The organism is Bradyrhizobium sp. USDA 4516 (genome assembly GCF_054055915.1).
On sequence record NZ_JBSRXT010000001.1, the window covers coordinates 5,031,012 to 5,057,304 of the forward strand.

19 protein-coding genes and 1 tRNA gene are annotated in these 26,293 nt (G+C 58.3%); 11 read left to right on the plus strand and 9 right to left on the minus strand.

Annotated elements, in window-relative coordinates; translation table 11 throughout:
• Positions 1 to 28: 28 nt before the first annotated feature.
• From ACVI1L_RS23200 to ACVI1L_RS23210, 3 genes are all read right to left on the minus strand, one after another.
• On the minus strand, positions 29 to 1,402 hold the full coding sequence (locus ACVI1L_RS23200; RefSeq protein WP_456783864.1) for a hypothetical protein: 1,374 nt from the start codon (positions 1,400 to 1,402) through the stop codon (positions 29 to 31).
• 163 nt (positions 1,403 to 1,565) lie between these two features.
• Positions 1,566 to 1,647, minus strand: a tRNA-OTHER gene (locus ACVI1L_RS23205).
• A 178-nt stretch (positions 1,648 to 1,825) separates the two neighbouring features.
• Positions 1,826 to 3,205, minus strand: a complete 1,380-nt coding sequence (locus tag ACVI1L_RS23210) for a hypothetical protein (RefSeq protein ID WP_456783865.1) — start codon at positions 3,203 to 3,205, stop codon at positions 1,826 to 1,828.
• A 474-nt stretch (positions 3,206 to 3,679) separates the two neighbouring features.
• On the opposite strand from ACVI1L_RS23210, the gene ACVI1L_RS23215 reads away from it, so the two are divergent.
• Positions 3,680 to 3,949 carry a hypothetical protein gene (locus ACVI1L_RS23215; protein WP_456783866.1) on the plus strand — a complete coding sequence of 90 codons (270 nt, stop codon included), beginning with the start codon at positions 3,680 to 3,682 and terminating at the stop codon, positions 3,947 to 3,949.
• A 187-nt stretch (positions 3,950 to 4,136) separates the two neighbouring features.
• Here ACVI1L_RS23215 and ACVI1L_RS23220 read toward each other — a convergent pair whose 3' ends face one another.
• Together ACVI1L_RS23220 and ACVI1L_RS23225 are read right to left on the minus strand one after the other, a co-directional pair.
• On the minus strand, positions 4,137 to 4,469 hold the full coding sequence (locus ACVI1L_RS23220) for a hypothetical protein (protein WP_456785686.1): 333 nt from the start codon (positions 4,467 to 4,469) through the stop codon (positions 4,137 to 4,139).
• Between the two features lie 7 nt (positions 4,470 to 4,476).
• On the minus strand, positions 4,477 to 4,605 hold the full coding sequence (locus ACVI1L_RS23225) for a hypothetical protein (RefSeq protein WP_456783867.1): 129 nt from the start codon (positions 4,603 to 4,605) through the stop codon (positions 4,477 to 4,479).
• Positions 4,606 to 4,896: 291 nt separating this feature from the next.
• On the opposite strand from ACVI1L_RS23225, the gene ACVI1L_RS23230 reads away from it, so the two are divergent.
• Genes ACVI1L_RS23230 through ACVI1L_RS23245 form a run of 4 tightly spaced genes read left to right on the plus strand, consistent with a single transcriptional unit; the run spans position 4,897 to position 9,543 of the window.
• Entirely contained in the window at positions 4,897 to 6,471 is a 1,575-nt protein-coding gene (locus tag ACVI1L_RS23230; RefSeq protein WP_456783868.1) for a sugar ABC transporter ATP-binding protein, read from the plus strand.
• A gap of 5 nt (positions 6,472 to 6,476) precedes the next feature.
• On the plus strand, positions 6,477 to 7,487 hold the full coding sequence (locus ACVI1L_RS23235; RefSeq protein WP_456783869.1) for an ABC transporter permease: 1,011 nt from the start codon (positions 6,477 to 6,479) through the stop codon (positions 7,485 to 7,487).
• Positions 7,488 to 8,660 carry a sugar ABC transporter substrate-binding protein gene (locus ACVI1L_RS23240; RefSeq protein ID WP_253640724.1) on the plus strand — a complete coding sequence of 391 codons (1,173 nt, stop codon included), beginning with the start codon at positions 7,488 to 7,490 and terminating at the stop codon, positions 8,658 to 8,660.
• A 49-nt stretch (positions 8,661 to 8,709) separates the two neighbouring features.
• On the plus strand, positions 8,710 to 9,543 hold the full coding sequence (locus ACVI1L_RS23245) for a serine hydrolase (protein ID WP_456783870.1): 834 nt from the start codon (positions 8,710 to 8,712) through the stop codon (positions 9,541 to 9,543).
• 176 nt (positions 9,544 to 9,719) lie between these two features.
• Here the strand turns inward: ACVI1L_RS23245 and asnB are convergent, their stop codons facing one another.
• Together asnB and ACVI1L_RS23255 are read right to left on the minus strand one after the other, a co-directional pair.
• Positions 9,720 to 11,630, minus strand: coding sequence for an asparagine synthase (glutamine-hydrolyzing) (gene asnB / locus ACVI1L_RS23250; RefSeq protein WP_456783871.1), 1,911 nt, complete (start codon positions 11,628 to 11,630; stop codon positions 9,720 to 9,722).
• Between the two features lie 191 nt (positions 11,631 to 11,821).
• On the minus strand, positions 11,822 to 12,394 hold the full coding sequence (locus ACVI1L_RS23255; protein WP_456783872.1) for a GNAT family N-acetyltransferase: 573 nt from the start codon (positions 12,392 to 12,394) through the stop codon (positions 11,822 to 11,824).
• Positions 12,395 to 13,626: 1,232 nt separating this feature from the next.
• Here ACVI1L_RS23255 and ACVI1L_RS23260 point away from each other — a divergent pair.
• Positions 13,627 to 15,372 (plus strand): hypothetical protein, encoded by a 1,746-nt coding sequence (locus ACVI1L_RS23260; protein ID WP_456783873.1) that lies wholly within the window; start codon positions 13,627 to 13,629, stop codon positions 15,370 to 15,372.
• Positions 15,373 to 15,383: 11 nt separating this feature from the next.
• On the opposite strand, the gene ACVI1L_RS23265 is transcribed toward ACVI1L_RS23260, so the two are convergent.
• On the minus strand, positions 15,384 to 15,551 hold the full coding sequence (locus tag ACVI1L_RS23265) for a hypothetical protein (RefSeq protein ID WP_209910113.1): 168 nt from the start codon (positions 15,549 to 15,551) through the stop codon (positions 15,384 to 15,386).
• A gap of 742 nt (positions 15,552 to 16,293) precedes the next feature.
• Here ACVI1L_RS23265 and ACVI1L_RS23270 point away from each other — a divergent pair.
• The gene (locus tag ACVI1L_RS23270; RefSeq protein WP_456783874.1) at positions 16,294 to 17,589 is read left to right on the plus strand and encodes a serine hydrolase domain-containing protein; all 1,296 of its coding nucleotides are present in this window, start codon (positions 16,294 to 16,296) and stop codon (positions 17,587 to 17,589) included.
• A gap of 358 nt (positions 17,590 to 17,947) precedes the next feature.
• Here ACVI1L_RS23270 and ACVI1L_RS23275 read toward each other — a convergent pair whose 3' ends face one another.
• Positions 17,948 to 18,424 carry an Lrp/AsnC family transcriptional regulator gene (locus ACVI1L_RS23275; RefSeq protein WP_456785588.1) on the minus strand — a complete coding sequence of 159 codons (477 nt, stop codon included), beginning with the start codon at positions 18,422 to 18,424 and terminating at the stop codon, positions 17,948 to 17,950.
• A gap of 191 nt (positions 18,425 to 18,615) precedes the next feature.
• Here ACVI1L_RS23275 and ACVI1L_RS23280 point away from each other — a divergent pair, with 191 nt between their 5' ends.
• The 4 genes from ACVI1L_RS23280 (at position 18,616) to ACVI1L_RS23295 (ending at position 25,974) form a co-directional block, all read left to right on the plus strand.
• Complete coding sequence (locus tag ACVI1L_RS23280) at positions 18,616 to 20,094, plus strand: NAD-dependent succinate-semialdehyde dehydrogenase (RefSeq protein WP_456785589.1); 1,479 nt, start codon at positions 18,616 to 18,618, stop codon at positions 20,092 to 20,094.
• A gap of 10 nt (positions 20,095 to 20,104) precedes the next feature.
• Positions 20,105 to 21,505 (plus strand): aminotransferase, encoded by a 1,401-nt coding sequence (locus tag ACVI1L_RS23285; protein WP_456783875.1) that lies wholly within the window; start codon positions 20,105 to 20,107, stop codon positions 21,503 to 21,505.
• Positions 21,506 to 22,412: 907 nt separating this feature from the next.
• The gene (locus tag ACVI1L_RS23290; RefSeq protein ID WP_456783876.1) at positions 22,413 to 23,735 is read left to right on the plus strand and encodes a hypothetical protein; all 1,323 of its coding nucleotides are present in this window, start codon (positions 22,413 to 22,415) and stop codon (positions 23,733 to 23,735) included.
• Between the two features lie 727 nt (positions 23,736 to 24,462).
• Positions 24,463 to 25,974: a porin gene (locus ACVI1L_RS23295; protein ID WP_456783877.1), complete on the plus strand. Its 1,512-nt coding sequence runs from the start codon at positions 24,463 to 24,465 to the stop codon at positions 25,972 to 25,974.
• Positions 25,975 to 26,293: the final 319 nt, after the last annotated feature.

Consider the following 26,293-nt stretch of genomic DNA (forward strand, 5'->3'; position numbering starts at 1 on the left):
CCTATGAGGATTTTCGGAAGTGCTGCAGTCACAGTTCGAGAGCTTTCTGAAGGGCATCGCAGGCTGCGACGTGATCGCTGACGGCAGCAAGCAACTTCGCGTCGTCAAACTCAGGGCTGCTTCGAACCTGCGCTAAAGCTTCCATCGCGCTTCGAATCTGCTTGCTCGCTTTTCGGATAAGGAGACGAGGACGATCGATCCGGTCCCCCTTGGTACGCTCCTGGCGGGCGTCCTCCGCCGCGCCTTCGACCGCTTGCTTGAATTCATCCAAAAATTGGGGACGGCTAACTTCGATAGAACCGGAACCGTTTGCCGGTAACAGCACGGTATCCTTGCCTATCGAGGATGCCATCAAGCTCAACAGCATCTCGGCGCTCCGCGTTCCGCTGCTAGCGGTGGGCACAAGACCATCGAGTACATCGAGACCCGGTATCGAGGCCGTGTCCGCCACCATTGGCCGCGTCAGATCATCGATCCTGTCCTGGAAGAGGGACTGTTCTTCCAGTGCAGGCAGGAGAAACTCGTCCAGGAAACCTTCCTTGATCTCGCGCAGTTCGCGATAGCCAACGTTCGCAAGCAGCCCCGTCAGCCGCATGTCCTTGACGCGTTGAGCCTCCATAGGATCGATTGCGTTAATTCGTTCGAACTCACTGTCGAGTTCGCTGATGGCCTGGCGCATGGCGTCGAACTCGACGAGCCGTAACCGGTTGGCGCCCATGGCCTGTAGTTCCCGGATGATCGCGAGCATCCGGAGGCGGGTCTGGACTTCCTCCTCGGCACGCCGCGTTGCGGCGGCATCCGTGCGGGATACCCAGTTCATCTCGGTCGCTATGTTAATGGGGGTGTAGTGATACCTAGTGACCAGCTCTTCGATAAACAGAAGCTCGTTGGTGAAGGTATAGTCGCGACGAAAGTCGCGGACCATTTGCAGATTGAGTTCGAGCCGGTCGATATCCTCGTCCGTCGCATCGTCCGGCAGCACGGCGACCCGGATGTCTCGCGCGTTGATGTCGCGGAGTGCCACGCAGCGCGTGTTCGCGTTAACGAGAAGGCCCGCAACGCTAACGACGCCGGGATCGGTCTGACCGACGTCACGGAGGTTGGCTTTGAGGTCGTCGAACTTGTCGGTTGTCCGGAGGATTTCGGTGATGATGGACTGCGCCCGAGGCTCGAAGGGGACCGAACTTACAAGGGCAGCCTCGGTGTTCGACTCAAGCTGGGAGCGGATACGGTGGCTGCGGGGGTTGAGCACTACAGCGTCCAGCGGCACACGCACAACAGTGGCCATGATCTGAGAGCCGCGCCATGGCAACTGAATTCGTTCGGCATCGGGATTGCTTGCGGCGCCAGCCAGAGCAGCAGATATCGTTTGCCTTCTCGCACTTTCGTCTAACGCCGGCATTGCTCACTCATCCTTTGTTGCAGAGACAGGCTAGCACAATTCAATCGTGCAAGCTGTTCTCGACCGCCGCCGTCCCCCGGAATCTCCAACCTCGCTGAGCAAGCACATGCGATGAGACAAATAGCGGCGGCTAGCGCTTCGGTTTCGTGTGGCTCATGAGCCTTGGCGCGGCCGGTCGGAATCGAACCGACATTCCGTTAGGAACAGGTTTTGAGACCTGCGCGTCTACCAATTCCGCCGTCCGCGCGGCTGCGTCATAACGCATCTCGTTAGGATTGACTACTACACGCTCTGATAGAGAAGTTTATTGTCGTCTTGGCCATGGAGCGTGAGGTTCGGCGAACGCTCAGGTGAGCTGCAGTCTCGTCTGCGTGGTTCGGTGCGGCCCGCAGGATGGCAGTCGTGGTGGTCTGCCTAGCCGTCTCACTTGCTGGCGTCCATACCGTGATCAGGCAGGTCCTCGCTATCATCCAGCCCCGGCAACGGTCCAATCGGCCCGCCCGGTGCTGGTCGGGAGGTCTTGACTGCGAAGGTCAGTGTGCGGCCCGTCGCCAGCACAGACCGAAACAGGCGTTCGAGCGCAATAGTCTGCGGGATCGTCGTCCCGATCCACGAGCTGCCTACCAGAGCCACGAAATCGGTGCCGCTTAGACGGCGGCCGACGTTGGCATAGGTCAGAACATTGCCGCCGCGCGCACCTTTGAGGCGACCACTGTTCGCCAGCACCTTCCACAATCCGTGTGGGAGATAGATCCCGGGAAACATACCCTTGTCGTCCGGGTTGAATACCACTCTCGAGCAGAACTTGAGGAAGAAGGGATTGCTGGTCAGGCGAAAGCCATCAGGGTCAGTGTCCGGCTCAATCTTAGACAACTCTTCTAGCAACTGGTCCATGCGCGCGACCTCGTCGCAGAATTGATCGCCGTCGGTCCACCGGAATTCGTGTTCTTTCGCGCCTTTCTCCAGCGCCTTGTACTGCACCATCACGAACGAGCGGTAGGCGCTGTTGAAGTAGATCAAGTCGGCCCCGGTTTGCTGCTCCAGCGGCAGGCGGTTGGCCATCAGGATAGTGACGCGCACATCGGGGTTGTCGTTGGCCTGGAAGGTGCGCGCAGCCAGATAGGGCTGCTCGCGGATGACGGCAAATCCTGGCAGTTCGGTGATGTCGGCATGAAGCATGACGTCTTCGCGAACGGCTGTCCCGGGGAGACCGTCCAAGAAAAAGGTTTGCTCGGACGCCGGCGGGGACCATTCCAGAATCTTGTCCGTGTCGACACCGGCGATCTCGAGCGCCGCGGCAACCGACTCTTTCTGTAGCGCCAGATTCTCGCGCTGCCGCCGATTTAGAGCGTCGATTAGTTCTCGCCGGCTTGCGGACAGCCTGCGAAGCTTGTCGGCGAGCAGCGAGTCCATGTCGCTCAGGACGTCGACGAGGGCTCGGAGGGCCTTGGGGGACACTAGGCCGCCCTTTGTCGCGATGCGGGTGAGCGGTGTCTTGAAGCGGGGAGGCACGCGACGCAACACTTCCCTGAACGGGATGGGATGCGCGAGCGCTTCAAGCGACGTCATATTGAGCCGCACGAGGGCCGTGCCGGCCGAAGCGCCTTTCCGTGCGTCGCCCACGTGCGTCAGGTAGCCGTCCTCGAAGGAGGCGAGCAACACCAGGGGCGCGCGCCTGCTATGGTCGAAAACGGGGACGGGCTCCGACGCTTTGGGACCGCCGAACCAACCGGATTCCGAATTGAGCAGTGTGCTGCGCCGTTCGGGCCGCACGATCAGTATGTAGGCCGATGCCGACGCCACCCCCGGTTTGGCCCCCCTTGCTGTTGTGGCTGCAGAGCCTCTTCTCCGCTGCCGCGGCCGGATCGAATATATGCCACCACGATCGATGTCGTAAGCCGGTGCCCAAAACGCAGGCAAAAACGCACGCCCCATTAAGTCCAAGCAAATGTTCATTGTTTCCTGCTGTCGCGCTCGCGGAGGTGGGCGCTGATGCCGGCCCGGGCGGCCGTTTCCACAGTAGAATTCGGGTAATGCGACATCGGCAGGCGGCCGTCTTTTGCCCGGGCGGTCCGCGGAATCCTGATGTCTGCGGTTACGGCGAGTCGCTGGCCTTCATGTGAAGCAACGCCCCCATTCAAGACCTTAAATTCTTGGCTAAAACACAAGCAGCAGGCTTACTCCGTGTCATTTGCCGAGCATTGCTGGACTCGGCTAGTCAATTCTAGCTTGCATCGCACGCCCAATGTTGCGACGCACAATTGCGAATCTGAGCTTTTGGCCGCCTTTCTGGCCATCAACCGCGTGGCTGTACAGAGGTTCGATCTGACGACAGTGAAGCTGATCGTCGACCTCGCCGTACCCGATATTCAGCGTCAGCCGCGCCGCTTTGTCCGGCAGGCCGTCGTCGTAGAAGCGGGCAGGGTCATAGAAACAGAACAGGAAAACACGCGCGAATTACTTCACACAGTGGAGGGGCTGGCCCCGAGCGGAGAGATGCGCGCGTTAGTCAAGTTAGCGTCCGCGACTATCTCGGCCATCCATTGACGCTCCAGTGATTGGCGCAGACACCATCTCGCAAGCTGTCAAAGCGGGCGTGAGCCTGATCGTTGTCGATTGCAAGAACGGCATCCTGGCGCAGCGCGCGGATGCCGTTGAACTTGCAGACCAAGCCAGACTCGCGACGACCCTGCGTTCACCGCGCGTCCTCGCGCGTGACCAGTTGTGTACCTTGTCAAAAAATCTGGTTGGCGCAGACGCCAGGCATTTCTCTAAAGACCAGATCGGACAGGACGAAACCCGTCACCTGATAGCCACCGCCTGCGGACGCGAACATCATGTACAGATGAGCGTTTGTTTCCGCTTCGACGATCACGCGCGTCTTGGGTGGAAGTAAGCCCTCGGCAGCGAGCGCTTGCTGCAAAGCCTCACCTTCCCGGCCATCAGCTACCAGATACGTGACGGACAGAGTTTCATCGCGGCAAAGATGAGTCAGATACTCCGCCGCGGCACGGTTTTCGTGCCGGAGATGCCGGAAATCCGGAATCGCGGCGAAGACCTCGGTCACCTGTGGCTCAAGCTCCGGATTTGCAAAAAAATCCCTCAAGAGACAACACGCGAGCGGACTCGTCCTTGAGGCAGGTCGCCTTCACGTAGGCTTCGAAGATCGAGGCCTTGTCGCGCAGGTGCTTCAAAACGAACATGTAGATCACCTGGAGTTAGGGTAAGCATCTCCGATTTTTCCTTGTCCCGGCACAGAGCATCGATCAAGCAAGACACCGTCGCGCTGATGCACGGTTTGAGGCCCTGTGCCGGAATAGGTTCGCGAATGGGTGTTCTTGAGGGGGCTGAGGAGAGGCCGATTTCGCACAAAAGATGCGGAAATTACACGAAAATCGCCGCCAAACTGCGCTGAATAGATAGAATATCTGGCCATCCGTTCAGGCGAACGGACAAAAGAATATCCTACGGAAGTGAAGCGCGCGAGAGGGGTGATGAGGAGTTCGACTGTCTCCGCGGCCGAGATTTGTCCTGGGGCCGTGTTGTTGAACTGCGGCCGGATTTCGGGCGGCCTGTTGCGGCTACGTAACATTGGCAAGACCTTCGGCGTCACGCGCGTGTTGCAGCACGTCGATCTCGATCTTGCGCGCGGAGAGACGGTTGCTCTGCTTGGTGAAAACGGCGCCGGAAAGTCCACGCTCTCCAAGATCATTTCCGGTGTAATTCGGCCCGACAATGACGGCGAAATGATCCTGGAGGGCCGCCCCGTCCTCTTTCAGGCGCCCCGCGATGCGTTGGCGCATGGGGTCGCTCTCATCCCGCAGGAGCTCGCTTATGTGCCGCATTTATCAGTGGCCGATAACGTGATGCTTAATCGCTGGGAAGGAAAGTGTGGGCTCGTTACGCGACGGTCCACGCGGCGGGCGGCAGAGGAGGCCGCGGCCTACATTGGAGTCGATCTCGGTGACCTGTCGCGCCCGATGGCTCGACTGACCTTGGCCGAGCGGCAGATCGTCGAGATCGTCAAGGTGCTGGCCCGCCGGGCGCGCATCATCGTGCTGGACGAGCCAACTGCAGCGCTCAGCGGGGAGGAGAGTCGCCGACTGTTTGGCATCGTCGCCAGGCTGAACCGCGATGGTGTCGGCGTCATCTACGTTTCGCACCGTATGGACGAGGTGCATGAGTTTAGCCAGCGTGTCGTCGTCCTGCGCAATGGTCGTAAGGTCGCTGACCTGGAGACGGCCAGCACGAGCAAGTCGGAACTGATCCGCCATATGCTCGGCCGCGATCAGCACAGCAAGCAAACGGTGATCGCGCCTATGAGCAGATCCAACCGGGCGGCGCTTGTTGTTAGTAAATGGTCGCGATCTGGTATCCCTTCTCTTTCTGACGTGTCGTTCAGCGTCGCGGCAAACGAAATCGTCTGCCTCTACGGACTGCGGGGGTCTGGCGCCGAACTTGTCGCGCAAGGACTTGGCGGAACTCGAAATGATATCTCTGGAACGTTCTCCTTGTTTGGCCGAGGTGGCCCGATCCCTGCCACGCCGATCAAGGCAAGGAGCCTCGGTATTGGCTACGTTCCTGCCGAACGCAAGCGCGAAGGGCTGGTGCTAAGGCGGAGCATCCGCGAGAATCTCGTTTTGTTGGTGCTATCGCATATGTCTCGCTTCGGTGTGATCCGCGCCGGCTTTGAACGGCGCTGGGCGGCAGAGATAGGCCAGCGCTTCGACGTGCGTTACCGCAAGCTGGAGCAGCCTCTCGGTCAGTTGAGCGGTGGTAACCAGCAGAAGATCCTTCTCGCTTCGCGAATGGCGATGGCCCCCTCATTCCTCGTGTTGCAGGAGCCGAGCCGGGGCGTCGACGTCGGCGCGCGCGCACAAATCCATTCCTTCCTTTGTGACATCGCCCGCACGAAGTGTCCGATGGTCGTCGTCACGTCAGACATCGAGGAAGCGGTCGAGCTGAGCGATCGATTGATCGTGATCCGTGATGGCCGCATCGTCGGAGAACTAAGCGGCGCGGCCAAAACTCAGTCGGCCGCGGCTGCGCTCGCGGCAGGAGGTATTTGATCAAAATGAGTCAGGCTTTCGTTGAGACCACCGCGCCCGAAACGGCAGCAGATCCCGGTATTCGCCGGCAAAAGGTGGTGCGGCTTCTCGTGCAGTTCTTCGGGATGGGCTTCTTCTATCTCCTGATCGTCGTCTCGCTTTCATTTTCGAGCCCATTTTTCCTGACTTGGAGCAATGCGGCCAATGTGCTGACCAATGTCACGGTGATTGGTATCGTGGCCCTCGGACAATCACTTGCGATTATTTCCGGGGGGTTCGACCTCTCCGTCGCCGGTGTCTTGCCACTCGGCTCGGTTCTGTTCGCGCTCTTCTCCAATGCTGGGATGAATGTGCCGGCGGCCATTGCGCTCGTCATCATCATCGGAGCAGTCGTCGGATTGATAAACGGCCTCATCGTCACCAAAATTAGAATTAGTCCGCTGATCGTCACCCTCGGAACGCTGTCCATCACCGGCGGTCTAGCTTATGCAGTGACCGATGGCGTTACCGTGCCACTCGCCAATGTCGAGGCCGGTGTTTTGGCCGATCCTGCCTTTGCCAGCGTTCCTGCCTATGTCGTGGCGTTTGTCGCTCTCGCGCTCGCTGGCACGTTCCTGCTGAATTTTACCGTATATGGCCGCATGCTCTACGCAGTCGGCGGTAACCCGGAGGCGAGCCGTCTCGCCGGCATTCGTGTCGATCTGGTGACGATCTCAGTTTATGTACTCTGCGGATCCCTCTCGGCATTTGCTGGTGTCGTTGTTGCAAGCCAGCTGCTCGCAGGTTCGGCGACGGTCGGTTCCGATGTGGCACTATCCTCGATCACTGCCGTCGTGCTTGGCGGAGCCTCACTATCGGGCGGCGTAGGCAATATCGGAGGAACGCTGATCGGTGTGCTCATCCTCGGGACCGTGGCGAATGGCCTGGCCCTTTTGCATGTGCCTGCTTTCTACCAGCAGATTGTGACCGGAACCATTTTGCTCATCGGTGTGAGCTTCGCCAGGCTGCGTGAGGTGCTCGCGCGTGAGGACAGCTAAGTGGTCGTGGCCATCGCGGACAATTCTACTCAGGGGGAAATGATGAACTCGAAGACAGATAGATCAATCATGATGAGCCGGCGCACGCTCGTGGCTGGTACTGCGGTTCTGGGCGGCTCTGTTCTCGCCGGATTGGGCATCCAGAAGGCTGAAGCCGGCGATCGCAAGTACAAGTTCGCTTTTGCCAATGTTCAGGAGTCGGGCGAGCTCTTCAAGCAGTTTGGCGACGGCTTCAAGGCGGCGGCTGACAAGATAGGCGTTGTACTTTCGCGATACAACAATAACGGCGACGGTGTCACCGCCTTGAACAATGCAAGGCTGATGATCGAGGAGCAGCCGGACATTGTTTTCGAATACAACGGTGTCGAAGGTATCGGGAATTCCCTGCGGAAGGTTTTCGAGCGGGCCAAGGTGCCCTATGTCGCGATCAATGTACCCGTACCGGGCGGGCACTGGTTCAACCTGGTCAACAAGGAGATCGGTATCGACGCTGCCAAGATTGTCGCCGCCGCCGCCAGGGAGAAAGGCTGGACCGCCGACAATACCACTGTGCTTGTCGCTCAGGCGGCTGCCGCCGGTGTGGAGGTGAACGACTGCGTTCGCTACTTCTACATTACGATCGCCGAGGAGATGGGGATGCAGCAGGTTGGCCCCGAGGCGATCACCGCGACGACAACCATTATTAGTCCGACCGGTATACAGGTGGATGGAAAGGGCGCGCTCGAAGCTAGCTATGCGGCGGTCAAGAACGTTCTCCAGACCATTCCCAAGGACCGCAACTTGCTGCTGTTTGCGGTCAACGATGATTCCGCCATCGCCACGTGGCGGGCTGTTGCAGAGTCCGGGCGCGGCGACAAGGCGCTGGTCGCCGGCCTCGGCGGTTCGCTTGCGGCTCTGAAAGAGCTGCGCACCAATCCGCAATGGGTCGGCGAAGGCTCCGTGTTCAGCACTCACTGGGGCCAGTATCTTCTCGCCATGGGCGTCGCGATCGTGAACGACGAAAAGCCACCGCCGCTGACAAAGGCACCACAGATCGTGCTCACGAAGAAGGATGTAGACACCTACTACGATGCGGCCGGAAAGGTTGTCCTGCTGCCGCCCCTTGTGCCGGAAAATCGCTATCTGGCAGCAACAGGCATCTTGCAGAAGTTTGGCAATGTCAAAGATCTTTGATGCCGCTAGGTCGAGGCAAATCTCAGCCCTCATTTTCCGGCAGCGACCTATGACAGAGGATGATTCGTCCCGGGCGATTAATCTCGCCAGAAGTTGGTCCGGCGATGTTGTCTTCGCCGGATACAACATCTCGACGGGAAAGACGATCACTTGGCAAGCGGATAAATCCACCGCGACCGCCAGCTGCATCAAGATTCATATTCTCGTCGCGCTAATGAACGAGGTGGAGAAGGGGCGGCAATCGCTTGATCAGGTCATCTCCGTCAAAACCAGCGATTTAGTCGGCGGATCGGGAGTGCTAAAGTATTTATCGCCTGGGGTGAGCATGCCGCTTCGCGATATCGCGACCCTCATGATCATCCTGAGCGATAACTCCGCGACCAATATCATTATTGACTTGCTCGGCCTCGACAAGATCAACCAAGTTATCACCGACATCGGTTTGACATCGACGCGCCTCGTCAATCGCATCGATTTCGGAAAGATCGGAAACGATCCAAGAAATTTTGCAGTGAGCACTGCCCGTGACTTCCTTGCGACACTAACTGCCATTGCCGAAGGCCGACTGATCAGCGTCCGAGCCTCGCAGACAATCCGCGAAATCATGTCGCGCCAGCATTATGTCGATCTGCTGCTACGCAAACTGCCGTATGATCCGTATGCCGCGGACCACGGCACGCCGCCAGACCTCACCATCGCTGGCAAGACCGGGTTCGTTTCCGGTGTTCGTGGGGACGCCGTCATTGTCGAGCGGCGTGGCGTGATAGTGGTGATGACAGCTTTCGCCAGTGGAGATGATCGGTCGTTTCTCCCAGACAACGCAGTGGCGCGCTTCATGGGTGATCTGGGTGAGGCGCTGTTCGACGATTTGTCAGTCCCTTGATATTTGGTGACTGATTACATTGTGCTGGCGACTGATCGGGCCGGGAGCGCGGGAGCGGATCCTGACGATGATGATCGGTCCGGGCGCTTTGAAGGCGAAACAACGACGGCTCGATTTGTCGAGCCGAGGCGATCTAGTCCTACACCTTATGGATCAGCCGACCAACTGCTGGCGTCTCAGATGGTGAGGCTGACTTTGTAGTTGGTCAGGAAATCCTGCAGGTTGAGGATATGCTGTACCCACCTAATATTGTCTGAAGCGTTGAGCAAGGACTGCGAGCGATCGATGGACAGCAGCGGGGCCACTGCCGCATTGGGGTCGTTCAGCAGGCCGGTGAAGCGGGTGCGTAGCATTCGGCAGTAGGCTGAATCCTGGATAGAGGGGAACACACTTTTAACTCGTCGTACCACTGACTCCGGCAGCAGGTCCGCGGTCGCGGCCCGCAGCAGGCTTTTCTCGCGCCCGTCGAACGTCTTGTGGCCCCATGGGGCACCGAACACATACTCGACCAGCCGGTGGTCGCAATAGGGAACCCGCACCTCCAGGCCTGAAGCCATACTCAGCCGGTCCTTGCGATTGAGCAGCCTCGGCAGGAAGCGCGTGAGAAAGAGGTAACAGACCTGGCGCATACGACACTCAAGCGGATCAGCCGAGGCGGGGCCGGTCAAGGCGGGGACTTCAGCCAGAGCCCTGCGGTATTGCTCGTCAAGATAGCCGGTCATCTCGAGCTTTGTGGCAACGCCGCTGTCTAAGCACTGGCGGGCGGTATCGATGCTCTCGGACCAGGGAAATGTATCGGCCTGAACGCACGCGGAATTGTGGAACCAGGCATAGCCCCCGAAAAGCTCGTCGGCCGACTCTCCGGACAGCGCGAGCGCCGAGCGTTTCCGGACAGCCCGGAACAACAGATAGAGCGAGCTATCGAGATCCCCTCCCGTGAATGGCAGGTCGTGGGCATGGAGGGTGCTGGCCAGCACGCTCGAGTCCATGAGTTCGTCTGCGGATAATGTGATGTTTGTGTGCTCGGTATCGACGAACTTTGAGACCTCCTGCACGTACGGTCCGTCGGGTGTGGGACACATCGGGCTTGGGGTAAAATTGTCGGTGTAGCCGACGAAATCGAGAGCGAAGGATCGGATCCTATTGTCGCTGAAGCGCGCGGCCAGTGCGGTCAAGGCCGAGGAATCCAGGCCGCCCGACAAAAGCGTGCACAATGGCACGTCAGCGATAAGCTGCCGCTGGACTGTGTCCTCGAGCAGATCGCGGACGCGCCGAACCGTTGTCGGCACGTCGTCGGTATGCCCGGTGTCGGTGAGCTGCCAATATCTCATTTGGTGGATGCCATCGCGCGTCACGCGGACGATATGACCCGGTCGTACCTCCCGCATACCGCGAAAGGCAGTGATGTCCGGATCGGCAATGGAGCATAGCGTGCGGCGAAGTCCGTCGCCGTCCATGATCCGGGCAGCCAGGCGATTGGCCAGGATCGCCTTTGGCTCGGAGCCGAACAGCACGCCGTGCGGGGTGGGGTAGTAGTAGAGCGGTTTAATGCCGAGCCGGTCGCGTATGAGAAGCAGTTCGCGCCTGCCAACGTCCCAAAGCGCGTAGGCAAACATCCCGTTCAGTTCGCTCACCGCGGAGCGCGGATCTTGTCGGCCCCACTCGCGATGAGCCTGCAGCACCACCTCTGTGTCACTGCTCGTATCAAACCGATGGCCAAGGGCGGCGAGTCGTCGACGCAGCTCGCGGTAATTGTAGGTTTCTCCGGTGTAGACAAGCACCAGGGCGGTTCGGCCGTCCTGCTGGAGCGTCATTGGCTGGCGACCGCCCTCAATGTCAATGATTGCCAGGCGGCGGTGTCCAAGCGCGGCGGGTCCGTCGATCCAAGTCCCTTCGTCGTCGGGACCGCGGTTGGCCATGGTGGCCGTCATCTGGGCAAGCTCCTGTCGCGCTTTGGGAGCTCCAAGGTCACGATCGAAGTCAATCCATCCACAGATGCCGCACATATTTTGGCTCCTTACCCTAGGTGAGCTGTCGCGCAAATTCAGGGGTGACGAGACACCGCATCCGCGAGCACGGCCCCTCATTGGTTGTGTCGTTGGCTTTGGCTCAACAGGCTCCCTCGGATAGCGCCAGACGGCGAGCACCGACTTACTCGGGTGGCAGGCTTGAGCTGTTGTAAGGTTCGATTTGCGAGCGGGTAGCCCGGCAGTGTCAAATCGTTTGTGGGGGCGGCTGGATCCGTGTCAAACAGGGATTACTAACCGGCAGTCGGCATTCAATTGCCATCACGCTGCATTCGCGTAATCCTTGTCAGTTGCTCGTCCTGCAAGTCGTAAAACTCCTCGCGGGTCATCTCGTAGTACTGCCAAAACTTGCGCTGATACCAGCGGTCGTCGACGTAGCGTAGCCCAAGCTTCTTGGCGGCCCGCTCGGAGCGAAGATTGCCATGCGCAATGACGCAGGCAATCTTTTTCCTGGTCGAGCTTTGCAAGGCGTGCGTGATGGTAAAGCGTGCGGCTTCCGGCCCCAGACCTCGTCCTGCTCCATATTCAGTGAGAGAGTATGCGAGTTCTAGATTATTCGTACCCTCATAGTCGCGCAGGCCACAGCGGCCTATGAAAATCGGACCATCGTTGGTCTTCTCGTAGACAATCCAGTCGCCGAAGCCATTCTTGCGCCAGGTGGCGATAAACCGATTGAGCCATTTGCCAACATCGTCAGTGCTTTGCGGCACGCCATTGAATAGCGCCGTCTGAACGAGGGGATCGTTGTGCAACTTGAACAATTCCGCCTCGTGGGCGAGTCCCGGCGGGACGAGGATCAAGCGTTCGGTCTCAGATCTGATCATCGGTCTTCTTCCAAGAAGATTTGTGTCGAACCACAGTCAAGTGGCCTGATCAGACCTTAAGAACATCGAAATCTCTGCTCGTAGTTGAATTACATCCTGATACAGCGCGCCGTTGTCGATCAGCGAGATGCTGACGCATGAGACCGGCCGAACTGAAACCAAGCATCCACTTTACCCAGATCTGTGCGGCTGAAATGCCGGGACCGCGGCACACTAGCAGGCATTCAAATGTAGGCACCTACTAAAGCTGAGAGTTGAAGAGCGCACACGATCAGCTCTCCGGCTGCACGCGGCGCGGTGTCGCAGTTGCAGCAACGTTGCGAGTGCTCGACCGGCCTTGCTGCACCGACGCCCGCTGCCCGGGTCATGGACGAACCTTGTCCGGCGATGCGGAAGAACCGCGAGATCCACATCGCGCAGCGGCTTGTAACGCGAACATTCGGTCTCCAGCCAACACTACCGTTGATCGCCGGCCGGCCGCGGGTGAGGGTCTATCTGGGTCTATCTGGGTCTATCTGGGTCTATCTGGGTCTATCTGGGTCTATCGGCTAAACTGTTGGACAACGACTGTCTGAACCACACCGCCGATACGAAGAGATGGTTGGCCTCGTTCGGCACACCTTGACCAAGGTCTTGCGTGACCGAACCCGTGGAGGCACGTGGCTCCAACGTGTAATTCAACGCCAATATCCGCCACTTGAGGATAGCTCGCTCACGAATGCGTTTCTCTCTGCCGGCATGTCTGCATCGAGAGCGACTGGGCGCTCCATGGCATCTCGTTCGGCTGCTACGGCGAGTTTCTCCATCTCCTTCGGCATGTGACAACTCGCTGGTCTGTTGCTCATTCAGGATCGATTCACTCGACGCCGGGCAGTCCCGCACTCAATCGGTATTCGCTCGAACATAACAAGAACAAAGATCGGATCCTAAACTGCGTCGCGGCAATTTTCCGGTTCGGAGAACGCCGGAGGCGAGTGGCGTCCGGCGGCCAGACGTTGTGATTTCGATGGCCGGCGCCGTCAGCGCGAGCGCCGACACGGGTGTTGGGCGCAAGGACTTGCGTGGACTGCCAATGAGGACAAGCGATCAGAGCCTGCTGCGTGATTTCGGCCGGCAGGGAGAGGGACGCTTCCACAGGATAGGGGCAGGGCTCGCGCTTTATTCTGTCGACCTGCGAGCCGGACTGATCCAAAATCCCTGCGAGCAGAGAACAGAAAATACCCGTAGCAGTGATGGCAACATTAGAAGACGTATTTCGTTCATTGTTTCCTGAATTTCCCGCCGATCAAGACCCGTTCGTGCAACCGCCTAGGTTGCCTGCCGACGTCTTTGCGTTCTCAGCTCACCTGCTGGAGCGCTCGGGCGCATCCCATCACATCGCGCCGCACGTGCCCATGCCGGACTCGGATTTTCGCAGCCTGATCGTGGACGCGGCGATGCGAAATCGGGCCGCCAGGCTTGGGAAGGAATGGCTCCGCGCGCCGACGCCGGCCGGTCGGACGCTTCCCAGCGCGCCAGGCAAAGTCATAGCGACGTGGCGTCGTCTCAGGAAATATCGCGATGAAATCGTCTATGAGCCGCTATTGGAGAAATCGGATGCTCCCGACTGGTGGATGCCTTGTCTGGAGCTGATGATGATCGCGGACGAGGCGTCCCGAGATATTGGATTCGATTCGGATCATCCATTCATTCTGCCGATGCGTTCCGCATACGTATTGGAAGAGACCGAGGACGATTTTTATGCCCTTCAACGAGCGTCATTCTCACTATCGACTGCCGTCGATGATCTTGTGTGTGTCCAACCTAAGTCAAGGACTCCCACTGTCGGATGCACGCTGAGGTCGCTTTCGCATCATCTCGCGCTGCTTCCTCCGCGAGGCCAGGTTCGCGCTCGTTGGGTCCAACCAGTATTTCCCGAACGAGCCGGCCAAAGGCCCAGAAAGTTGGGACTTCTGCTCTTGCCGTACCCATTCCGGATCGCTGACGACGTCTTCGAGGAGGTTGCTGTGCATGCAAAGGACGCATGGGGATGGTTCGGTGTGCGGTCTAGCTGGCTGCCGGATAATCGAGACAGAACGAAGCGAAAGGCGTTCGTCGGATATGTCTTGCAGTTGGTGCGCGAGGCGAGGTCGAAAGGCAAACGCGTCGACGCGGTCGTGCTTCCCGAGCTTGCGCTCAATTTCACGCAGTTCGTGGATCTCGCTCGAGCTCTCGCCAAGGACGAAATGATCGAATTCCTCATTGCGGGAACAACGCACGATCGGTCCGGCCGCGGCGGAAATTTCGTCGCGATCGCCCCGTTCTTCCTGTTGGAAGGTCGTCGGACCGCCAATATGACGGACTGGGAAAAGATCATCCTGGTGCGGGAAAAGCACCATCGCTGGAAGCTCAATTCTTCGCAGATCGAAGCGTATGATCTTGGACTAGACCCAAAGAAGAGCTGGTGGGAGCATCTGTCCATTCTCAGCCGGAGTCTGGACGTCCTCGTGTTCAGAGGAAACAGTACCTTGACGACTTTGATTTGTGAGGACTTGGCGCGCGTCGATCCATGCCAAGCGGTCGTCCGGGGCGTCGGGCCCAACCTGCTGATCGCGCTCCTGATGGACGGACCACAATTGGAGAACAGGTGGCCGGCGAGATACGCAACGGTCCTGGCTGAGGATCCGGGAACGTCGGTTCTGACACTCACTTCGTTCGGCCTGATAGCGCGTCAAAACGAACTTGGGGATCATCCGCAAGCCAGCGCGATAGCGCTTTGGAAAGACGACGTGAACGGGGCGAAGAAGCTTGAGCTTCCGAGAGATTGCGACGCTCTCGTTCTGGAGCTTGTCGCGGAAGGAAAAACCGAACGGACGCTGGATGGTCGGTCAGACGATGGATCGACCCATCGATGGGTCTACGATGCGCACTGTGCTGTCAGTGTGGGAGCACAAGATCGGCCTGATTGGATCACGACCGGTGTGGCCAGATCCAAATAGACCGATCGATTTTAGGCACGCTTCTTCGCTGCGGGCCTGAAGTCTTGCTGAGCGCGTTTGGTGAAGGTCTCAAAAATGCGCTTCTCCTCGGGGTCTGTCGACGACTTTCTGACGACGATCGCTGCGGCTTTCTTCGCCTTGCGAGTCTGTTCCGAGTACTTCTTGGAAATGTTGGCCATCAGTTGCCTCAGCTTCCCCGGAAACCGTGGAAATCTATAATACAATCTACATCTTGCGTGCGGCCAAACAAGGCCCGGATCGAGCCAAACTTGCTTAATTAAGCATTATCTTCCAATAACTTCCCGTCTGGTTGGCGCGGACGAGGGCAGGAAGCCTCGAACCGTCGATTGAGCACGCCTGTTCCAGACCGGTCGATCGTCATGTCGCTTGAGGTAGGCATCGTCCTGCTTGCCGATCGTCGATTGCATTTCCGCGAAGGCAGATTCCCCCTCCGATCCGACGTGTTTTCAGCGTTAACTTGGAGGTCCTGAAGGACAACGTGCGAGGAGAGCCTCGCAGGGCCTCTACTATCTGACGGAGGGCCTCGCCGTGGAGTAGCTTATCTCCGCGGTCAGATCGATCGCCAGCGCCCGAAGTGCGTTCGACATCACGCGAGTCTATGCGATGAAGTGCAAGCCGTCGCCTCAAGAACCAGGCTATGGAGGAGAAGCTCGGATAGTTGGCGCAGTTTGCCGGTTCGGCAGGCCCGAGCGGACGGGTGCCTATATTCACTACTCTAGTGTGCCGAGAGGCCATCGCTCTAATGCCCAGGTTCTCTCCCTTGCGTCCGATAGCGCGAAAACGGCGCATCCAGGCACTTAGCCGCAGTATTTGAGCGTGGCCACGCATGGCTTGAGAGAATTCGACTTCAGGAACTCAGTAAAAGTCTGCCAAGAACAGAGGGGCGCTGGAAAGAAGCCGATGAAAGACGAATGGCGTACACGTATCGGAAATAGTGACAAGCTGTCGAAGGGAATGGTCGAATTCGATGGCAAGCGTTACCTTGACGGTCGTGCGTCTGATCCCGGCGAGCTTGGCTGGATGCGGGGTGCCCCGCCGTCTGCAGACAAGCGCATTACTTTCGAGAGCGACACCTTCCTCGAATTCCCAAAAATACGTTGGGCGCTCTCGCATATGCGCGAACTGACGGCCACCGTTAATGTTTGGCGGGGGGCGTACCTGTCGTCACGTCTGCAGGGCGACGATCGGACGGTTGAGATCGATGCCCTGACATTCACTGATACGACCGGGCGCGAGCGCCGATTCGATGAGGCATTAATCGACACCTATACTGACGGCATTCTAGTGCTGCATCGTGGACGCGTCGCTTACGAGCGATACTTTGGCGCGCTAGCACCTCACCTGCCGCATGCGTGTAACTCGATCACGAAGTCGTACGCAGGCACGCTCGCAGCTGCCCTCGTGTGTGAAGGCGTGCTCGACGATACGAAGACAATCCCGCATTACCTACCCGAGTTGCGCGGCACCGCATGGGATGACGCCACCTTGCGCCAGGTGATGGACATGCAAACGGGTCTTGCCTACACAGAATCTTACGCGGAATCGACCTCGAGCGTCTGGGAGTATGCGCGCGCCGCCGGTTGGCGCCCGCGTTCAAACGATGAGCAGGGGACACAGACCTGTGCCGACTACCTGCGTTCAATCAAGAAAGCTGGCGTGCACGGCGAGGCATTCGCGTATAAGAGCGTAAACACTGAGGTCATGGCTTGGGTGATGGCGCGCGTGACGGGCCGCTCATTTGCGCAGCTGCTCAGCGAGCGGCTCTGGGCGCCCCTCGGTTGCGAAGAAGATGGCTACATGATTGTCGATTCCGCGGGCATGCCGATGGCTGGCGCGGGATTATCGGCAACGCTGCGTGACATGGCGCGTTTCGGCGAGTTGATGCGCCGTGAAGGGGAGTGGAATGGAAAGCAACTGATTCCCGCTTCGGTCGTACACGACTTGCAAAAGGCCGACCACTCCCTCGAGTTTCCGCTGATGGGGTATAATTACTCCTATCGCAGCCAGTGGTGGATGACACATAACGAGCTGGACGCCATAGAAGCTCGGGGCATCCATGGCCAGCGCCTATACATCGCGCCGAAAGCAGAGATGGTGATCGCGCGCTTCTGCTCGCACCCGATAGCGTCGGCCGCGCTCAGCGATCCGATCACCATGCCTCAGATGTTCGCATTGGGCCAGATGCTGCGTCGATAATGCCGGCAGCAAGCGGTCATCGCACTCGCACCTTCTCGGTCAGATGGCGCCCACTGTTGGGCTCGCATCTGGCGATTGACGGGTCTGCGCAGGCTCGCGCGCGGATTGGGGAATATAGCGAAAGCAATCTGCAGCCTTCAGAACTATTGCTAAGTTGCTCTGTAGCGAGCCGTCTATGCGGTGCGTGCTATTCAATGATAGAGCAGGAACTGTCTGGATCGACAGATATTGGCTGCTCTCATCGGCTGTTTGACGCGACGTGAGTGTTGGCTGAGAATACGTGATGCAGGATGCTCCAAGGTCTGCCCGATGTCTGACCAAGGTGCAAAGAGATGATCCGCGAGGGAAGACGCCCGGATCAATCCTCGGACGGTTTCTCTATTGGAACGGCAAATCCCGCCTTGACCCGGTCCATGATGACCATCGTCTTGAAGCCTTTGATGTCCGGGTTCTCATAGAAGAACCGCCGAGTGAACTGCTCATATTCTTCCATGGTGCGCGCGGTAACATATAAGACGAAATCGGCGTCGCCAGTGACATAGAATCCATTAACGACCTCAGCGGAAGACCTGATCGCTTTCTTGAATCTGTCGATGATATCCGAGCGCTCTCGCTCAAGGTTCACGAGCACGAGCATCTGTATGGGGCGCCCGACCGCCTTTGCCGAAATGATAGAGACGTCGGCCTCGATGATGCCGTCCGAGCGCAACCGCTTCAGCCGCCGTTGACACGCGGTGGCGGAAAGCCCCGCCATTTCGCCGATCACCTCAGACGTCAAACGGTTGTTCTTTTGCACGATCTCGAGGATCCGGGCGTCTATTCGATCGTACCGCATGGTCATCTCCGCCTTCAGGTGAATTGCGCCGCAAAGCGCCTGTGCGATGCAGGAAATCCTCAGAGCGGCAGAAAATGCGCCGCAAATGTCGATTGTGACACAACTATCCTGAATACATCGGAAATTTCAACAAAATCACCACACTGGACGTTCGAATGCCCCTTCAAACTGCTCGGCAGAACAGCCCTCAGTTGGCTGGCCTTGCTATCAAACATCTGAACAATGTACGCCGCCGCGACTTTCTGGCTGGGCATTCGCTGATTGACGGCCGCTGGTTTGCCGGCGAGCAAAGAGATGCCGTGGTCGATCCCGCGACTGGCGAAGAAATCGCCAACGCAGCGCGTTGCTCAAGCGCCGACATGAACCGAGCGATCGCCGCAGCTGAACGATCGTTTGCTGCCTGGCGGGGTCTGTTGCCAGCAAATCGGGCAGCGATGCTCAGGTCCTGGGCATCATTGATGCTCGAGCATTCGGAAGAGCTCGCGATCCTGGTGACGAGCGAGCAGGGCAAGCCGCTAGCAGAAGCTCGCCAAGAGATTGCGTATGGTGCTGGATTTCTCGAGTGGTTTGCTGCGGAGGGGGAGCGCGCATACGGCGAGACGATCCCAAGCCACAAGGTTGGAAGTCTGCTTCATGTGCGAATGCAGCCAATCGGCGTTGCAGCCGCGATCACGCCGTGGAATTTTCCCATCGCGATGATTACGCGCAAGGCGGGGTGCGCGCTTGCGGCGGGTTGTCCGGTCATTGTGAAGCCTGCACCCGAGACGCCGCTCTCCGCCCTTGCCTTGGCGAGGTTGGCTGAAGAGGCGGGAGTCCCGCGCGGTGTGTTCCAAGTTGTAACTGGCCATCCGATCGAGCTTTCGACTCCGCTGTTGCGCGATACGCGAATCCGAGCGCTTTCGTTCACTGGGTCCACCGACGTTGGCCGTCTCTTGCTTGAGGGGGCGGCCGACACGATCAAGAAAGTGTCGCTGGAACTGGGAGGACATGCGCCTTTCATCGTTTTTGATGACGTTGACCTTGAGAAAGCCATCAAAGGAGCGATGGCCGCAAAATTCGCCACCTCAGGCCAGGACTGCCTGGCAGCCAATCGCATCTATGTTCAAGCCGACATCTATGATGCCTTCGTTGAGGCGTTTGCCGAGGCTATTGCTGACCTCAACGTCGGTCACGGCTTGGAGCCCGGGGTGGACATCGGGCCGATGACCAAATTGGCGGTCGCCAACAAATGCAGGACCCACATCGATGATGCTGTGAAGAAGGGGGCGCGAGCATTTTCCGGGCATCGAGGCGCCAATTTGGGTCCGAACTTCGTCGCTGCGACACTACTCACTGGTGTCGCCGATGACATGCTTATTGCGCGCGAGGAAACCTTCGGGCCGGTGGCTGCCGTGCTTTCGTTCGATTCTGAGGAAGAGGTCATTGCCCGAGCTAATGCCAGTGAGATGGGGCTGGCCGGGTACGTGTACACGGACAATCTACGTCGAGCGTTCCGACTTTCGGAGCAAATTGAGTGCGGCATGCTTGGTGTCAATACAGCCTCGTTCACGGGGCCGCCTATTCCGTTCGGCGGATGGAAGCAGTCTGGGCTCGGTCGTGAGGGCTCGCGACACGGTTTAGCCGAGTATATGGAACTTAAATACGTCTGCTTCGGCGATTTGATAGCTTAGGAGAATAAAAGTGCTCGACGTCAAAACCATCGCCGAACGAGATCGCTCAACGGTCTTGCATCCATTCACGCAGCTCAAGGATTTCGCCCAAGGCAAGATTGGTGATCCAACGATCGTCACGGGCGGCGAAGGCATCCGCATCCAAGATGCCGAAGGCCGCAGCTACATTGACGGCTTTGCTGGTCTGTACTGCGTGAACATCGGATACGGTCGGACCGAGGTGGCTGAAGCCATCGCGCAGCAGGCTTACAATCTCGCGTACTACCACACCTATGCCGCCCATACGACCGAAGAGCTGGCCACCCTATCTGATCGTCTGGTGCGAATAGCACCGGGTAAACCAAGCAAAGTGTTCTTCGGTTTGTCCGGATCGGACGCCAATGAAACGCAGGCCAAGCTCGTTTGGTACTATAACAATCTCCGTGGGCAGCCCAACAAGAAGAAAATCATCTCACGCGAGCGCGGTTACCATGGCTGCTCGGTCATATCCGGTTCGATGACCGGCATGTCGTTCTACCATGATCATATGGACCTTCCCGTTCGCGGAATCTTGCACACAGGCACACCGCATCATTATTGGGGCGCCGAGCCTGGCGAGACGGAGGAGGCCTTCTCGCGCCGGCGCGCAGCTGAGCTCGAACAGCTGATCCTGCGGGAAGGACCGGAAACGATTGGCGCCTTCATTGCTGAGCCGGTGCTCGGTACGGGGGGAATTACGCCGCCGCCTGCCGGATACTGGCGCGAAATTCAGGCTGTGCTCAGGCGGTATGACGTCCTTCTGATTGCCGATGAGGTGATCTGTGGATTTGGTCGAACTGGTGCGGACTTCGGCAGCACACTTTACGAGATCGAGCCCGACCTGGTGACTGTCGCGAAAGGCCTGACTTCCGGTTATGTGCCGCTCTCGGGTGCCATCGTTGGAGAAAAAGTCTACGCCGTCATGGAGGAAGCGGCCGATCGGGTCGGGGCGTTTTCGCATGGATACACCTATTCGGGCCATCCGATCGCGGCCGCCGCTGCAAATGCGGTCCTGGATATCGTTGAGAAGGAACGACTAAGCGACCGCGCCAGAACCGTCGGAGCGCATTTGCAGCGGCGATTGAAGGAACGGTTTGCTCAGTTGGAGATCGTCGGAGAGGTGAGAGGTGTGGGCCTGCTGGGGGCGGTCGAGTTCGTTGCCGACCGTCAGACCAAGCGTCGATTTGATCCAGAGCTCAGGGTCGGAGCTCGCATTTCGAAAGCTGCCCGTGATCGGGGACTCATTGCTCGCGCAATGCCGCACGGAGACATTCTCGGATTCGCGCCGCCTCTTGTTGTCTCCGAAGCTGAGATCGATGAGATCGTCGAACTCGCATACGGAGCAACCAAGCAAGTGCTCGATGAGCTTTCAAAAACATCGCTCAACCAGTGAGCGTGAACTCCGATACCTGCGCTTGCCAACCTGAGAATATCGTCCCCTTCGAGAACGATCGAGCCTGAGAGCAAGATCCGCACAGCGTGAAGGCGGCTTTCCGAAAGATCATGCGCAAAGCTAAAGCGCGATGACGATACAACCGCAATCTCATCGCGCTTTAGAGGCGCAGCCTGTAGCAACGCCAAGGCCGGGCCTAACGCGGTGATGCGTGTCTCTGTCGCAGAACGGAGGCAATGACCTTCAACGCGGCCAAGGGGAGCCGGAAGCCGGCGTCGAGCTTCGGTTGCTTGCTAAGCGAACAAAAGCGGAACATTCGAGATGAGCTGGCCGCCGGTGCGTGGCGGGAATGGCCAAGCTTTTGTTAGACGTCGAGGGCGCGCCTCGCAGTTTGTGTTGCATTCCCACCAGCTCGCCAGAATAGTTGCCATTTGCGGCGGCAGGTGCACCATCTGCGGTTGTGTTTTCCTGACGGAAGCAAGTGATTGTTAATGGCTTTGAAAAAACCCAAGCAGGAAGCGAGGTTCGGGCCGACCAAGTCGGGAGAGTTGTTAATCCTGCAGGACTTATCGAAAGAAGCCGCGCAGAAGTTCGAAAAGGCTCTAAAGGCGATCATAAGCCGAGTTAGATACACTGGCAGTGCCTATCATCGCGCCGTTGGATCAAGGGCTGGCCCCATCGCGCGGCGCGCCGGTCTAACCAGCAAGTGCCCTCCGAACTGGACAAACGCTACAGCGACCGAGGCGCTTAGGCGTGCTATAAGCGAGGCGAAGGTGTCTTGCTATTGGGAGGGCGCCGGGTTCCCGCGTTATGTCTGGTATTTGGACGGCGACGTTCTCTATGAGGCTAGGCTGACTAATCGCGAGAACGGAGAGTATCACGCGTACCCCTTGGAAGATCGATCGCAATGGCCGAAGAACTTTCGATAGAGCCGGATAGCTTCGGCATTGATGTGCAATGGCCATCTGATCCAGAGGCCGGTGGCAATCCGCAATTGGACGCCTCGCTCAGTCGCTTCGAGATGAAAGTCGGTGCGAGCGCGATAACCGCGTACTTGACCGACCTGGGGACGAAGAACACGTACCTGACTGTTCCCGCATACTATCTAGTCGAATGGCTGGCCCAGAACTGGTGGGCGTTCTTGTATGAACCAAAAAAGCTAGATCGCAGCGACGCAGATAGCGAATTTCGCTCCCGGCACTGGTTCGGCTTTCCGAGGCACGGGATAGCCCTGCCTGACGTTATGTTTGTCCCTTCCGGCGAAACAATCGAGATCGTCGCTCGGCAGGCCTATTTGAGATTTGCGCAGCTCAGTTTCACTGAAGCCTGCGTGTCGACGGTTAGAACCACTGACGTAAAGGCGGAGCTGCACAAATTTATAAATGCCGTACTCGATCACATGAAGCAGAAAGGGGTGGGCTCCTCGGAGGCTCACCAAGCCTGGCAAAAGGTGATTGAGACGTCAGCGGAGCAAGAAGAGTACTGCCGACTAATAGGATCGATGGGGCTTTCCCCTTATGTTGAACATCCCGAAATCGATGCAGCTCTAGAGAGAGTCTCGGACACGATTTCTCAATCTGCTTTGGTGGATCTCTGTGAGGCCACTACTCTTGGAAACTTCAAGAGGGCTGCCGAATTCACTGGACGTATCGCTGAAGCACTTCGAAACAGTGGCTCATTTGATGTGACCCCGCTCACCCGGCTGGCCAAGCCAAAGGATAATGTCACGCGGGCCTACGAGTGGGGTTACAATGCTGCGGCGCAAGTACGAAACGCTCTCGGCATTGCTCATGATAGTCCAGAAGGCAGAAAAGAATTCTTCAAGAAGCTTGGATTTGATCCGAGCCAAGCTGCCGACCTAGGCAATCCTGTTTCAACAATATTTCCGATACAGGGGGCAGTTGGGCGCGCCAAGAGCGAGTTCAAACTTGCCTTGTCGTCCGGAACCGACAAGGAATTCTCCGCAGCACGCGGATCATTTTTGGCGTGGGTTAGCGATGACGAGAGTTCGCGCTTGGTAACGACGTCACGGACCCGTCAGCAGCAAGCTAGCCGAGCGTTCGGGGCCGAATTGCTTGCTCCTGCAAGCTACCTCGAAAAGCGTCTGGGCAAAGAAAAGGACGTCTCGACCTTTTTACTCGATAAGGTTTCGGGCGAAATCGGGGTGGCCTCTACGATCGTGCGACTTCAAGCGCAGAACCATGGATACCGGCTACTTGAAGCTGCCTAGATGAGGCCATCCAGGTTGGACCCATGGCTCTCAAGCGAATGGACAACGTAGGACGTCGATGACGTCAGGGACGATTGAGTTCTTTCCCGAGCTCCATTTTTGAGCAGGATTGGGGATCAAAGGCCTGTTGCCATGGGCGATGGGCGCAGCGCCGAAGTCGAGCGGCTTGCAGGCGGTGGACGCAGCCCAGCGGTAGCGCTGGTCTGAAGAAGAAAAGCTCAAAATCTTGGAGACGTTTCAAGGTCCCCAGATCTCAATGTCCCCAGGTCGCGCTTCAGCACGGCGAGCTGACCAATCTCCAAGCGTGGCGCGGGCGTCAGCGTGAATAAGCAAAACGCGCTTACGAAGGCGTGCGCAGGGTCTCACCAGACTTGGCCAATCTGCATCGCCGAGGTTCGGTGCTGCGATCCGACGCAGTCGTTGCATCGAAGCCAGCCTTAAGCCAGTGCGGATCAGGCGTCTTCTGAGTCCGGCGTCAGCTCGGACGTAGTACCGAGATTGAGCGCTGAATCGCACAAAAACTGCAAATCATCCCACTCAGGCGCAGAATTTGGAAGTTGCGAGGGCCTACATCGGCAAACCTCGACTTCGGTACCTCGGTAACGTTTCGTCAGACATCGAGGGGGGCCTCGAAGTTCGTTCCGTCAAGCTCCGTCCGTCGCAGTGAACGTAGCAGCGGCGGACCTTTGGGCCACGGGACCCACATTTCCAACTTGGAGGTTCATCGATGAAACTGACGACGAGTGTTGTCCTCTGTTCTGCGGCGCTGTTCGCGGGCGCCGGCGCGCAGGCAGCCGATCTACCTGTGAAGGCCAAAGCGATCGAATATGTGAAGATTTGCTCCCTATACGGACCAGGTTTCTACTACATTCCCGGCACTGATACTTGCATCAAGCTCGGCGGTTATCTGCGCGTCCAAGCGGGCTTGGCCACGAACGCCGTTTATGACGCGGCCAATAGCGGCGTAGCCGGTGCGCAAAATCGCCTCCGCAACTACTACAGCACTGCCTCGCGTGAAGACCTGTCGATCGACACGCGTACCCAGACAGAGTACGGCGTGGTCCGTACGTTCTTTGACGGCGTATTCAACTGGAACGCGGGGAGCTATGCCGGCGCCGGTACCACTGCCTCGAATGGTTCGACTGCCTATAGTGGCGCGAGCGTCGCTGGCGGCACGCTCGGTGTTTACTACGCGTTCATCCAATTCGCTGGGTTCACGTTTGGCAAGGCGCAGTCGCAATTCTCAGCGCCCTGGGCGAACTATCCGGGTAACAATTTCGACGGCCTGCCAGGTGGCGGCGGCTGGGATCCGGTCAACCAGTTCACCTATACCGCCGACTTCGGCCAGGGCATCACCGCCTCCTTCTCAGCTCAGGATCAAGTTCAGCACGACACAACCAACATCTGGAATGTGAGTGCAGCCACGCCCGCGGGCCTTGCAACTGGTGCGTATGGTGGCAACGACATCGCCGGCACGGCAGCTCCAGATCTGATTGCTATGCTTCGCGTTGACCAGGCTTGGGGCCTGTTCCAGGCGGCGGTCGCAGCGCACGACAATCACGCCGCCTACTACGGCGCCGATGAAACGAGTGGCCATCCGGCCGACAAATGGGGCTGGGCGGGTCAGCTGGCATTGTCGATCAAAAACATCCCGACCGGTCCGGGCGACACAATCAACTTGACAGGCGTCTATACCAAGGGCGCGAGCCGTTACAATTTCCAGGACTATACGTCGAGCACCTTCGCAATGTACGGCGGCAGCGGCCTTGCCGGCGCTTACCAGAGCGTCGGGCTTGCAGGTCTTTCCGATTCTGTGTTTGTCGCGGGCTCCGGACAGGAGTTGACCACGACCTACGGTTTCCGCGGCGGCTACACCCATAATTGGGATCCGCGCTGGGCCACCAGCCTCTACGGTGCCTGGGCTGCGGTGCGATACAACAGCACAGCCAAAAGCTACATCTGCGGCGCTTTCGTAACAACACTTGCGCTGTCGACCGGGGCTGCCGGTTGTAACCCCGATTTCAACTATGCGGTTGTCGGTTTGATGACTGGCTGGACACCGGTTAAGAACCTGACGTTCTCGGCCGATCTCGCTTACACGATGCTGGATCAGAAGTATGCGAGCGGAAGCACGGTGACGCTGCCAGCGCAGCCAGGTATAGCCAAGCCAGGCGCTACCTATGAACTGAAGGACCAGAACAGCCTCACGCTCTTGCTACGCGCTCAGCGCAACTGGTGAGTTCTAAATCAACCAGAGGAAAGGAGAGAACGGAACGGCTCTGTTGATCCAAGTGTGACCTCCAAGAAGGCCTCCGGCATGCCCGCTGGGGGCCTTTTTAGAACTCGTATTGAGTTTTCCGAGAATAGATCAATTGGATGGCAGTGCGGCCATGGAATTGGATGGCCGTACGGCGGGCGCGGAGGGGCGATGTTGCCATGGGCGTAAAAGTTGGCACATTCGATCGCTGAGGAGCGGGACCCAAGACCAAACAAAACCAACTGATCTCAGCATGAAGGAACTCACCATGAGGCCTTGGATTATATCGGGCGCTCTTCCG